Origin of the sequence: Streptomyces reniochalinae (assembly GCF_003323735.1) — a bacterium.
Classification (GTDB): Bacteria; Actinomycetota; Actinomycetes; order Streptomycetales; family Streptomycetaceae; genus Streptomyces; species Streptomyces reniochalinae.
Map to the genome: position 1 here is coordinate 316,068 of NZ_QOIM01000042.1, position 12,130 is coordinate 328,197.

Below are 12,130 nucleotides of genomic sequence, written 5' to 3' on the forward strand. Positions count from 1 at the left end.
GGGGGTTCGGTGGCTCCTGGTGGCCGGACACCGTGACGGGGCGCCGAGAGGCGGGGCGGCGGGGCTGGGAGGTGCTCGGCTGTCGGTGCGGTGTGGGATCCTGGTCGGGATGGCTGCGCGTAAGAAGACCTCCGACGATCCGCTGGCCCCCGTGACCCTCGCGGTGGGCCAGGAGGAGCTGCTCATCGACCGGGCCGTGCGGGCCGTGATCGACGCGGCGCGGGCCGCCGACGCCGACACCGACGTCCGCGACCTCGCGCCGGGAGAGCTCCAGCCGGGCACGCTCGCCGAGCTGACCAGCCCGTCGCTGTTCGCCGAGCGGAAGGTCGTGGTCGTGCGCGCGGCGCAGGACCTGGCGGCGGAGACGGTCAAGGACGTGAAGGCGTACCTGTCCGCGCCGGTGGAGGAGATCACTCTCGTCCTCGTGCACCCGGGCGGCGCGAAGGGCAAAGGGCTGCTGGACGCCGCACGCAAGGCGGGGGCGCGCGAGGTCGAGTGCCCGAAGATGACCAAGCCGGCCGACCGGCTGGCCTTCGTACGCGGTGAGTTCCGGACGCTGGGGCGTTCGGCGACGCCCGAGGCGTGCCAGGCGCTGGTCGACGCCATCGGCAGCGACCTGCGGGAGCTGGCTTCCGCCTGCACGCAGCTCACCGCCGACATCGAGGGGACGATCGACGAGGCCGTGGTCGGCCGCTACTACACGGGCCGGGCGGAGGCCTCCAGCTTCACCGTCGCCGACCGGGCGGTCGAGGGCAGGGCGGCCGAAGCGCTGGAGACGCTGCGCTGGGCGGTGTCCACCGGTGTCGCGCCCGTGCTGATCACCAGCGCGCTGGCGCAGGGGGTCCGGGCCATCGGCAAGCTGGCCGCCGCCCCGCGTGGGGCGCGCCCCGGCGACCTGGCGCGTGAGCTGGGTATGCCGCCGTGGAAGATCGACCGCGTGCGCCAGCAGATGCGTGGATGGACGCCGGACGGCGTGGCCGCCGCGCTGCGGGCCGTCGCGGAGGCGGACGCGGCGGTCAAGGGCGCCGGCAGTGATCCGGAGTACGCGCTGGAGAAGGCGGTCGTCACCATCGCGGGTGCCGCCCGCTCCCGCTGAGCCGGCGCCCCGCCCGCTCCCTCTGCCCCCGAGCCTCGTCGGCTCCAGTCGGCCTCCGAGCCCGGTCCCTCCCGCTGACCTCCGAGCCCCGTCGGCTCCCGCTGACCCGGGCCCCACCAGGCGCAGCCCTCGTCGGCCGTGGCCCAGGGGGGTAACCCCTTACTTGCGAGTAGCAGTACTTGGGCTGCCGGACGGCGCGAGTGCCGCCGCGCGGGGCGGCATTGCACCCGGTCGTACTCGTGCCCGCGCAGCGGTCTACCGGATCAGACTCGGGCGCGCAGGTGAGACCACACAACGATCGCGACGCGATACGCGCCTCAGCGCAGGGTTCCGGCCGTGCGTACTTCGATGAGTGCTTGCCGTGCGAGCGGGCCGAAGTCCTCGCTGTTGTCGGCGTCGATCCACTGGTCGAAGGCGATCTCCCAGGCGAGCGCGCCCAGTTGGGCGGCTACGCGCGCGGTCAGGTCCGGGGTGCCGCGGCGGGTGAGGGCCTCGATCATCGAGGCGGTGAGGTCGATCCTTTTCAGGGCTTCGCGTTCACGCAGTTCCGCATTGGCGCTCAAAACGGCCTGTCGTCGGCTGCTGAACTCGCGGCGGTCGGCGGTGAAGAACGTCCGGCCGAGCGCGTCGAGGGCGTTGCCCACCGTGTCGAGCGGCCCGGCCGCCGGTGGCGCCGAGGCGATCCCTTCGAGGAGTAGACCGGTCACCGTGCCCCTGCCGAAGAGCACTTCGCGCTTGTCCGGGAAGTACCGGAAGAACGTGCTTTTGGTGAGCCCCGCACGCTCCGCGATCTCGATCACGGTCGTGTTCTCGTAGCCGTTCTCCTCGAAGAGGTCGAGGGCGGCGGCGGCGAGTCGTCCTGGTGCGTCGGGTTGCCAGCGAGCCATGAGAGCAGTCTACGGGACTTGGTCCCATCACTGATGTAGGGTCGATGAGACCAAGTCCCATCACTGGCCAAGAGGGGTCACCTATGAGCAAAGCTGTCCGTTACCGGCGATTTGGCGGTCCCGAAGTGCTCGAACTGCACGAGATACCCGAGCCACACGCGGCACCGGACGAAGTCCGCGTCCGGGTCACGGCCGCCGGGCTGAATCCGATGGATTGGCAGATCACCACGCAGCCCGACATGGCAGCGCGGTTCGGCATCACCTTGCCCGCCGGTTTCGGCAGCGACTTCGCCGGAGTGGTGGACGAAGTGGGCTCCGAAGCCACGGGGTTCGCGACCGGCGACCGGGTGTACGGCGGTGCGATTGGCCGGTCCGTCGCCGACTTCGTGCTGGTCAAGACACCGGCGACAACGATATGGCCCACCCCGGAGGGCGTCGCCGACGAGGTGGCGGGCACGCTTCCGGTCTCCGGCCTGACGGCCTCCGCCGCGCTCGCCTCGATCGGGCTCCGCACCGGGGACACCGTCCTGATCGGCGGGGCGGCGGGCGGCGTGGGCATCTTCGCCGTGCAGCTGGCGAAGCTCGCGGGCGCCCGAGTGCTCGGCACCGCCTCCGAGGGCACGTTCGGATTCCTGCGCGGGCTCGGCGTCGAGCCCGTCGCGTACGGCCCCGGCCTGGTGGACCGGGTACGGGCCCTCGCGCCCGAGGGCATCACTGCCGCGACCGACCTGTTCGGAAGAGAGGCAGCCGAGGTCGCGCTCAAGCTCGGCGTGGCACCCCAGCGCGTCTCCGTCGTGGCCGACGGCCCCGCCCCGCCGCCTGGTGTACACAAGGCGGGCGCCCTCGACGCGGGTCCGGGCGCCATGGAGCGAATCGCCGACGCGATCCGTTCCGGCGGGATCACGGTGCCGATCGCGGCCACCTTCCCTGTCGAGCAGATCCGCGAAGCCGTGACGAAGCAGGCCGAGAGGCATGTCCACGGCAAAATAGTGATCGCACTGTGAACCGGCGCTAGGGAGTGTCTTCAAAGTAGCGGCGTCCGCCCGCAAGGCAGGCGGGACTTTGAGGACACGACCTAGGGTCTGTTGTGGAAGTGCTGGTCACAGCCACTCGTCGATGGCTGCGACCAGCACCGTCGCTTCGTAGCGGACGGCGCGTTTGTCGTATCGAGTGGCGACGGCCCGGTGTCGCTTGAGCCGGCTGATCCCATACTCGACCCCGTACCGGTGCTTGTAATCGACCTTGTCCGGACTCCGGGGACCGCCCGCCACGCGGTCCCCGTTCGAGGCGGTTGCGGATCCGGTCCGCCGGAACCGGGATGGTGGCCTTGATCCCGCCTCTGCGCAGGTGGGAGCGATCGGGAAGCGTACGCCTTGTCGGCGCGCACCCGGTGCGGGCGCTTGCGCGGCCTGCCGAGTCCCGGCCTCGGCACCCGGATGGCTTCAGGGCCGCTGCGAACTGCGGGGAGTCGCCCCGCTGCCCCACTTTCGCAACGGACCTAGGCGCGGCCCCCGCCGGCCGTGGGCCCGGTCGTGCCAGCCCTCACCAGGCGCAGCCCCCGCCGGCCGCGGGCCCGGTCGCGCCAGCCCCCACCAGGCGCAGCCCCTGCCAAGCGCGGGCGCCACTCGGCGCGGGCCCCACCCCGGCGCAAGCCCCTCCGGATGCGGGGCTCTCCCTGCACCGGCCGCAGCCGGTGCAGGAACCGCCGGGCGCATGCGAAAGACCCCGCCGGTTCCCTGGGGAAGAGGGAAACAGCGGGGTCTTCCGTGGTGCTGTGTGGTGCGCCGCACCCGCGTGGCGAACGCAGGCCGCGTGCGGCGCGCTGTCTCAAGCGGTGGTCCGGGCGTACGGCGGATGAGAGAGGGCCCGCCTCACGACGCCCGAGCCGGATGGGGTCGGTGCCCCGTCGAGCTGAGAGAGGAGAGGTCAGCCGTTGACGGTGGAGACGTGCTTGGCCAGCGCCGCCTTCTTGTTGGCGGCGTTGTTCTTGTGCAGCACGCCCTTGCTGACGGCCTTGTCGAGCTTGCGGGCCGCCTCCTTCTGGGCCTCGGTCGCCTTGGCGGCGTCACCGGTGGCGACGGCCTCGCGGGTGCGACGGATCGCGGTCTTCAGCTCGGACTTGACGGCCTTGTTGCGCTGCCGCGCCTTCTCGTTCGTCTTGATCCGCTTGATCTGGGACTTGATGTTCGCCACGAAAGAGCCTTTGCGGTTCGGAGTTTCCAACGCCGGTGCCGTGGGGCACCGCATCAGTGCCATAAGGCACAGTCGCCCAGGCTACCAGTCGGGCACCGGCCCCTCCCAATCCTCTCGGTGTCCCGCACGCATGGGACCATGGTGTGCGACACACCCGCGCGAATCCCGCGAACCCTGCCCGAAGACGACCCTGCCCGAAGACGAAACCCAGCCCGAAGATCCCGACAGGCCAGACCCGACAGGACACTGCGTGCCCGCGACCCCAACGAACGCGCCGGAGCCGAGCCGTACCGACCCGGCGCTGATCCGTAACTTCTGCATCATCGCGCACATCGACCACGGCAAGTCCACGCTTGCCGACCGGATGCTCCAGCTGACCGGCGTCGTGGACAAGAGGCAGATGCGCGCGCAGTACCTCGACCGCATGGACATCGAGCGCGAGCGGGGCATCACGATCAAGTCCCAGGCCGTGCGGATGCCCTGGGCGCCCTCGGACGACCCGGGCAGCCCCCATGTGCTCAACATGATCGACACCCCGGGGCACGTCGACTTCACCTACGAGGTCTCCCGCTCCCTGGCGGCGTGCGAGGGGTGCATCCTGCTGGTGGACGCCGCGCAGGGCATCGAGGCGCAGACCCTCGCCAACCTGTACCTGGCGATGGAGCACGACCTCACGATCATCCCCGTGCTGAACAAGATCGATCTGCCGGCCGCGCAGCCCGAGAAGTTCGCGGCGGAGCTGGCGCACCTCATCGGCTGCGAGCCGGAGGACGTGCTGAAGGTCTCAGCGAAGACGGGCGAGGGCGTCGAGGAGCTGCTGGACGAGGTCGTCCGCCAGGTCACCCCGCCGACGGGGGTGGCGGACGCCCCGGCCCGCGCGATGATCTTCGACTCGGTCTACGACGCGTACCGCGGCGTGGTGACCTACATCAAGGTCGTTGACGGGCTGCTCAGCAAGCGCGAGCGCATCCGCATGATGTCGACGGGCGCCACGCACGAGCTGCTGGAGATCGGCGCGAACTCGCCGGAGATGACGCCGGCCGACGGGCTGGGCGTGGGCGAGGTCGGCTACCTGATCACCGGCGTGAAGGACGTGCGCCAGTCGAAGGTGGGTGACACGGTCACCCAGCAGTCCAAGGGTGCCGAGGATCCGCTGCCGGGCTACAAGGACCCGAAGCCGATGGTCTTCTCGGGGCTGTATCCGCTGGACGGCTCCGACTATCCGGAGCTGCGCGAGGCGCTGGACAAGCTGCTGCTCAACGACGCCGCGCTCACCTACGAGCCGGAGAGTTCGGCGGCGCTGGGCTTCGGCTTCCGGGTGGGCTTCCTGGGCCTGCTGCACCTGGAGGTGATCCGGGAGCGGCTGGAGCGCGAGTTCGGACTCGACCTGATCGCCACGGCGCCGAACGTGGTCTACCGGGTGGAGATGGAGGACGGCACCGAGCACGTGGTGACCAACCCCAGCGAGTTCCCCACGGGCAAGACCGCGACGGTGCACGAGCCGGTGGTGCGGGCGACGCTCATCGCGCCCAGCGAGTTCATCGGCGCGATCATGGAGCTGTGCCAGTCGCGGCGCGGCAGCCTGCAGGGCATGGACTACCTGTCGGAGGACCGGGTCGAGCTGCGCTACACGCTGCCCCTGGCGGAGATCGTCTTCGACTTCTTCGACGCGCTGAAGTCCCGTACCCGGGGTTACGCCTCCCTCGACTACGAGCCGACCGGCGAGCAGACGGCCGATCTGGTCAAGGTCGACATCCTCCTCCAGGGGGACAAGGTGGACGCGTTCTCCGCGATCGTCCACAAGGACAAGGCGTACTCCTACGGCACCCGGATGGCCAACAAGCTGCGCGAGCTGATCCCGCGGCAGCAGTTCGAGGTGCCCATCCAGGCGGCGGTCGGTGCCCGCATCATCGCCCGCGAGACGATCCGCGCGATCCGCAAGGACGTGCTGGCTAAGTGCTACGGCGGTGACATCTCGCGGAAGCGGAAGCTGCTGGAGAAGCAGAAGGAGGGCAAGAAGCGGATGAAGGTCGTCGGCCGGGTGGAGGTGCCGCAGGAGGCGTTCATCGCGGCGCTGTCGACCGACGACAGCGGCGGTGGCGGCGAGGCCAAGTCGAAGAAGTAGCTACGAGAGCCCGACGCCGGCTCTCGGGCCCCCGAGTGCCGGGAGAGAGGCTCGGTGCCGTCACCCTCCGCTTCGGCGGCGATCCGCGCAGCAGCCCCCTTACGTAAGGGGGCTGCTGCCTTTAGTCTGATCTCTGCTCAGTAGTTACTCGCCAGTCATAAGACTTGTCGGTCAGGCAGACCCGGGGAGCGCGAGGCGACGCGGCGAGCCGACTCGAGCGAGCAGCCGACACACAGGACGCAAGGACGCGGGTCCCGGAGGATGGCGTGAGCGACACACAGTCCCTGATCGAGAACCGGCCGCCTTCCGTGGCGACGCTCTTTCTGGAGCGGGTCGAGGCCACCCCGGACGCGGAGGCCTACCGGTATCCCGTCATCCGTCCCGCGGGGCAGAGCGAGGGACCCGACGAGTGGCGCTCCTACAGCTGGCGCGAGTCGGCGGAGCGGGTCTTGTCCATCGCGGCGGGCCTCATGGACCTGGGGGTGAGCCCGGAGGAGCGGGTCGCCATCGCCTCCGGTACCCGGATCGAGTGGATCCTGACCGACCTGGGGATCCTGTGCGCGGGAGCGGCCACGACGACGGTCTACCCCAGCACGAACGACGACGAGGTCGCCTACATCCTCGCCGACTCGGCCAGCCGTGTGCTGATCGCCGAGGACGCCACCCAGCTCGCGAAGGTCCGTGCGCACCGCGACGAGCTGCCCGAGCTGGCCCACGTGGTGCTGATGGACGGCGAGCCGGAGGCCGAGGACGCCGCGAGCGGCTGGGTGATCGGCTTCGAGGAGCTGGAGCGCCGCGGTGCCGCCTACCGCGAGGAGCACCCGCGGGCGGTCACCGAGACGGTCGAGGCCCTGCGCGCCGACCAGCTGGCCACGCTGATCTACACCTCGGGCACGACGGGCAGGCCGAAGGGCGTGCGGCTGCCGCAGGACGCCTGGTCGTACATGGCCAGGGCGGTTCCGCAGGCCGGTCTGCTCACCCGGGACGACGTGCAGTACCTGTGGCTGCCGCTGGCGCACGTCTTCGGCAAGATGCTGATCTCGGTGCAGATCGACTCGGGCCACGTCGTCGCCGTGGACGGCCGCGTCGACAAGATCATCGATAATCTGCCGGTCGTGCAGCCGACGAAGATGTGCGCGGTGCCGCGGATCTTCGAGAAGGTCTACAACGGGGTCGCCCAGAAGGCACGGGCGGGCGGGCCGGCGAAGTACAAGATCTTCCTGTGGGCGGCCGAGGTCGCCCGCGAGTACGCGAAGACGACGCAGGACAACCAGCGCCGCACCGGTGTGCCGGACGCGCCCGCGGGCCTGAGGGTCAAGCACGCCATCGCGGACCGGCTGGTCTACAGCAAGCTGCGGGAGGCGTTCGGCGGCCGCATGGTCGGCTGCGTGTCAGGATCCGCCGCGCTCGCTCCGGACCTGGGCTACTTCTTCGCGGGCGCCGGTATCCCGGTGCTGGAGGGCTACGGGCTCACCGAGTCGTCGGCCGCCAGTTTCTGCAACCGCAGCGACAACTTCCGTACGGGCACGGTCGGCAAGCCGATGCCGGGCACCGAGGTGCGTATCGCGGACGACGGCGAGGTCCTGCTGCGCGGCCCCGGCATCATGGAGGGCTACCACGGCCTGCCGGACAAGACCGCGGAGGTGTTGGAGGAGGACGGCTGGTTCCACACCGGAGACATCGGCGAACTGTCCGAGGACGGCTACCTGCGGATCACCGACCGCAAGAAGGATCTGATCAAGACCTCGGGCGGCAAGTACATCGCGCCGGCGGAGGTCGAGGGCCAGTTCAAGGCCGTCTGTCCGTACGTGTCCAACATCCTGGTGCACGGCGCGGGCCGGAACTTCTGCACGGCCCTGATCGCGCTGGACGAGCCCGCCGTCATGGCCTGGGCCGCGGACCAGGAGGACCTCAAGGGCAAGCCGTACGCGGAGGTCGTCGTCTCCGAGCAGGTGCGCGCCCTGGTGGACGGCTACGTCGAGGAGCTGAACAGCGGCTTGCAGCGCTGGCAGACCATCAAGAAGTTCCGTGTGCTCCCGCGTGACCTCGACATCGAGCACGGAGAGCTGACGCCCAGCCTGAAGATGAAGCGCCCCGTGGTGGAGAAGAAGTTCGGCGACCTGATCGACGAGATGTACGAGGGCGCCCGCGAGCGCTGAGCCCGTCGGAGCGCGCGCTCACCGCGCTCAAGGCGCTCACAGCGCCGGGCCCGTCCGGGATGCCACGTGACGCCCGGAGGCACCGTGCGGCTCGTTCAGACGCCGCGCAGCCCGTTCAGCGTGTCGGCCAGCTGGGCGACGTCGCGGGCGAGCCGCGCGGTGTCGGCGCCGCCGTCGGCCAGGCGGGTTTCGACCGCCTCGAGGCGGCGTGCGAAGTCGTCCAGCCGGTGCTGCTCCTCCGTCAGCAGGTGGCACAGCCGGCGGCTCTTGCGGTCCAGGTCGAGGAAGACGCTCACCTTGGTGCGCAGCACCCAGGGGTCGAACGGCTTGGGCACGTAGTCCACGGTGCCGGTGGCGTAGCCCCTAAAGGAGAAGCCGGACTCGCGGGTGGCGGACGGGCCCGTCAGGAAGATGACGGGAAGGTCCTTGGTGTGGTCGGAGCGTTTCAGGCACCGGGCTGTCTCGAAGCCGTCCATGCCCGGCATCGCGACGTCGAGCAGGACGAGCGCGATCTCTTCCCGTTCCAGCACGGTCACCGCCTCAGCGCCGGACGCCGCCCGCGCGAGTGGGACGTGTAACGTCGAGAGCACGGCTTCCAGCGCGACGAGGTTGTCCTCCATGTCGTCGACGAGCAGGACGCCCGCGTCGTGTGGGGGGCGTCCTGTGCCCCTCGTGGATCCCCTGCTCATCGCTCCTCGTCGGTGTCGCCGGGTGGTTGATTCTCGAACGGGAAGAAGGCGAGCACGGTACCCGGCCGTCGCGGTGTGTCAACTTTCGGGGCACGCTTGGTGGTTAGGGGGCGCTTTACTTCCCGGTGAGGGGATTTTCAGCCACCTTTTCCGTGACTCCACGCGTATGAGCGGGCCCCTTCTGTCACTCTTGCTTCACCGCGCTGAGCGGTGACGGAGCAGCTGGGCCGGGGGGAGAGGCACGATGCCGCACACGCGGGCGGAGGCGGGAGCGGAGACCGGCACGGAGGTCGCCGCCGGTGGGGGCGGAGGGTGGGCGAGTCAGGGTGTCCTCTGTTTTCTCGCGGAAGCCTCCGATCTGCTGGCCGGACACACCGACGAGGACAAGGTCGCCTCGCTCGCCGGGCAGTTGATGGTGCCCCGCTTCGCCGACTGGTGCGCGGTGTGGCTGCGGGACGAGGAGCGCTCACGACCGCCACGGCTCGCCCGGGTGTGGCATGCGCAGGAGGGCCGCATCGCCGCTTTGCGCGCCGAGCTCACCCGTCACCCGCCGCTGGGCACCCCCCGCGCCCTCCCGGGCCGGGCCGTCCCCTGGCACCGTCACCGCGAACCGGCCGGTGCCGACGCACGAGCCGGTACCGACGGGAAGGCCGGTGCCGATGGAAAGGCCGGTGCCGACGGGAGAGCCGGTGCCGAGGTCCGCTGTGACTTGGTGGTCGGTGGGCGCACCCTCGGTTCGCTGGTGCTCGGGCGGGAGGGGCTGCCGCGGTTTCCTGACGGAGTCCTCGGCCTGGTCGAGGACTTCGCACGCCGGGTGGCCCTCGCCGTGCTCTCGGCGCGCCGCTACACCCTCCAGGCCACCATCAGCCAGGTCCTCCAGCGGGGGCTGCTGCCCAGCGAGGAGGTGCACGTCCCCGGCCTGGACACCGCGCTGGTCTACGAGCCGGCCGGCGAGGGGGCGTGGGCGGGCGGCGACTTCTACGATCTGCTGCGGCTGCCCTCGGGCCGCTGGCGCTTCGCTCTCGGCGACGTGTGCGGCAGCGGCCCCGAGGCCGCCGTCGTCACCGGGCTGGCCCGCCCCGTGCTGCGGCTGCTCGCCAGGGAGGGCTACTCGGTCACCGAGACGCTGAACCGGCTCAACCGCGAGGTGGGGGAGCAGGCACGGTTCCTCTCCGTCGTCTACGGCGAACTGGCCTTCCGCGACGGGCTGGTGGACTGCACGCTCACCTGCGCCGGGCATCCGCTGCCGCTGGTGCGCGACGCCTCGGGCGCCGTCCGCACCGCCGCGCTGCCGCAGTTGCTGCTCGGCGTCGCACAGGATGTGGACTACGACAGCCAGTCCTTCACCCTGCGCCCCGGCGACACGCTGCTGTGCGTCACCGACGGCGTGACCGAACGCCGCAGCGGGCGGCACCTGTTCGACGACGGAGACGGGCTGGCCGCCCTGTTCGCGGAGTGCGCGGGCCTGGAAGCGGGTGCCACCGCCGAGCGTCTGCGGCGCGCGGTCCACGCCTTCGCCCCGGACCTGCCCGCCGACGATCTGGCCATGCTGGTGCTGCGGGCGCCGGACGGGCCACCGCGGCGCCCGCACACCACGTGAGAACGCCCGGGGACCGCGTGGATACGCCCGCCTACCGCGTGCGCACTCCCGCGTACCACTGGAGCACGCCCGCACGCCGCCCGACGGCCTGCTCGGGGAGGGGGCCGCTCAGTCGACCAGGTCACGCACCACGGCGTCCGCCAGCAGCCGGCCCCGCAGGGTGAGAACGGCGCGTCCCCGTGCGTAGGGTTCAGGATCCAGCAGTCCGTCGTCGCGGGCCCGCCGCGCGGCCTTCGCCCCGTCCCGCGCCAGCAGGCCGAGGGGGCAGCCGTCCCGCAGCCGCAGCTCCAGCAGGATCCGTTCGACGCGCCGGTCCTCGCCGTCGAGGATCTCGCGGCCCGCGCCGGGGGAGCGGCCCTCGGCGAGGGCCTTCGCGTAGCCGGCGGGATGCTTGACGTTCCACCAGCGCACCCCGCCGACGTGGCTGTGCGCGCCGGGCCCCGCGCCCCACCAGTCGGCCCCTGTCCAGTACAGCTCGTTGTGGCGGCACCGGGCGGTCGCGTTCCCTTCCCCCGGACTCCGTCCGTCAGGCGCCTCCATGGCCCAGTTGGAGACCTCGTACCACTCCATGCCCGCCGCGCTCAGGCGCTCCTCGGCGATCAGGTAGCGGTCCGCGTGCACGTCGTCGTCCGTCATGGGCACCTCGCCCCGCCGGATCTGCCGCGCCAGCCGGGTGCCCTCCTCGACGATCAGCGCGTAGGCGGAGACGTGGTCGGGGCCCGCGGCGAGCGCGGCGTCCAGCGAGGCCCGCCAGTCGTCGTCCGTCTCGCCCGGCGTGCCGTAGATCAGGTCGAGGTTGACGTGCGAGAACCCCGCCTTGCGGGCCTCCGCGACGCACTCCTCGGGGCGGCCGGGCGTATGGGTGCGGTCCAGTACCCGCAGTACGTGCGCGCGGGCGCTCTGCATGCCGAACGAGACCCGGTTGAAGCCCGCCTCGCGCAGCTGCGCCAGGTACGCGGGGCCGACGGACTCCGGGTTCGCCTCGGTGGTGATCTCGGCGTCCTTGGCCAGCCCGAACTCCTGGTCGACCGCCCTCAGCATCCGCCCCAGCTCGGCCGCCGGCAGCAGGGTGGGCGTGCCGCCGCCGACGAACACCGTCGAGACGGGACGCGGATCCTCGCCGAGCACCCGGCGGGCGAGGCGGATCTCCTCGACGACCTGCTCCGCGTACCGGTCACGGCTGGTTCCGCCCAGCTCGGAGGCGGTGTAGGTGTTGAAGTCGCAGTAGCCGCAGCGGGTGGCGCAGTACGGCACGTGCAGATAGAAGCCGAGCGGGCGCGTGGCCGCGCCGTCGAGCGCGTGGCGGGGCAGCGAGCCGTCTGCGGGCATCGGCTCGCCGTCGGGAAGTGCGGAGGGCATCTGTCCATTGTCCCCGTTCCCG

At 71.1% G+C, this 12,130-nt stretch carries 8 protein-coding genes and 1 pseudogene; 5 read left to right on the forward strand and 4 right to left on the reverse strand.

Features of this window, described 5'->3' with window-relative positions:
* The first annotated feature begins 109 nt into the window (after positions 1–109).
* Positions 110–1,096, forward strand: coding sequence for a DNA polymerase III subunit delta (gene holA, locus DQ392_RS26725; RefSeq protein WP_181856595.1), 987 nt, complete (start codon positions 110–112; stop codon positions 1,094–1,096).
* A 317-nt stretch (positions 1,097–1,413) separates the two neighbouring features.
* Here holA and DQ392_RS26730 read toward each other — a convergent pair whose 3' ends face one another.
* The gene (locus tag DQ392_RS26730; RefSeq protein WP_114018266.1) at positions 1,414–1,983 is read right to left on the reverse strand and encodes a TetR/AcrR family transcriptional regulator; all 570 of its coding nucleotides are present in this window, start codon (positions 1,981–1,983) and stop codon (positions 1,414–1,416) included.
* 83 nt (positions 1,984–2,066) lie between these two features.
* On the opposite strand from DQ392_RS26730, the gene DQ392_RS26735 reads away from it, so the two are divergent.
* Positions 2,067–2,987: an NADP-dependent oxidoreductase gene (locus tag DQ392_RS26735; protein WP_114018267.1), complete on the forward strand. Its 921-nt coding sequence runs from the start codon at positions 2,067–2,069 to the stop codon at positions 2,985–2,987.
* 922 nt (positions 2,988–3,909) lie between these two features.
* Here DQ392_RS26735 and rpsT read toward each other — a convergent pair.
* Positions 3,910–4,176 (reverse strand): 30S ribosomal protein S20, encoded by a 267-nt coding sequence (gene rpsT / locus DQ392_RS26745; RefSeq protein WP_114018268.1) that lies wholly within the window; start codon positions 4,174–4,176, stop codon positions 3,910–3,912.
* Between the two features lie 250 nt (positions 4,177–4,426).
* Here rpsT and lepA point away from each other — a divergent pair, with 250 nt between their 5' ends.
* Both lepA and DQ392_RS26755 read left to right on the forward strand, forming a co-directional pair.
* Positions 4,427–6,301 (forward strand): translation elongation factor 4, encoded by a 1,875-nt coding sequence (lepA, locus tag DQ392_RS26750; protein WP_114018269.1) that lies wholly within the window; start codon positions 4,427–4,429, stop codon positions 6,299–6,301.
* 266 nt (positions 6,302–6,567) lie between these two features.
* The gene (locus tag DQ392_RS26755) at positions 6,568–8,460 is read left to right on the forward strand and encodes an AMP-dependent synthetase/ligase (RefSeq protein ID WP_114018270.1); all 1,893 of its coding nucleotides are present in this window, start codon (positions 6,568–6,570) and stop codon (positions 8,458–8,460) included.
* 95 nt (positions 8,461–8,555) lie between these two features.
* On the opposite strand, the gene DQ392_RS26760 is transcribed toward DQ392_RS26755, so the two are convergent.
* Positions 8,556–9,149 (reverse strand): response regulator, encoded by a 594-nt coding sequence (locus DQ392_RS26760; protein WP_114018271.1) that lies wholly within the window; start codon positions 9,147–9,149, stop codon positions 8,556–8,558.
* Between the two features lie 316 nt (positions 9,150–9,465).
* On the opposite strand from DQ392_RS26760, the pseudogene DQ392_RS26765 reads away from it, so the two are divergent.
* Positions 9,466–10,749 (forward strand): annotated as a pseudogene (locus DQ392_RS26765) (PP2C family protein-serine/threonine phosphatase); the annotation flags it as partial.
* A gap of 108 nt (positions 10,750–10,857) precedes the next feature.
* Here DQ392_RS26765 and hemW read toward each other — a convergent pair.
* On the reverse strand, positions 10,858–12,108 hold the full coding sequence (hemW, locus tag DQ392_RS26770; RefSeq protein ID WP_114018272.1) for a radical SAM family heme chaperone HemW: 1,251 nt from the start codon (positions 12,106–12,108) through the stop codon (positions 10,858–10,860).
* Between the last annotated feature and the right edge of the window lie 22 nt (positions 12,109–12,130).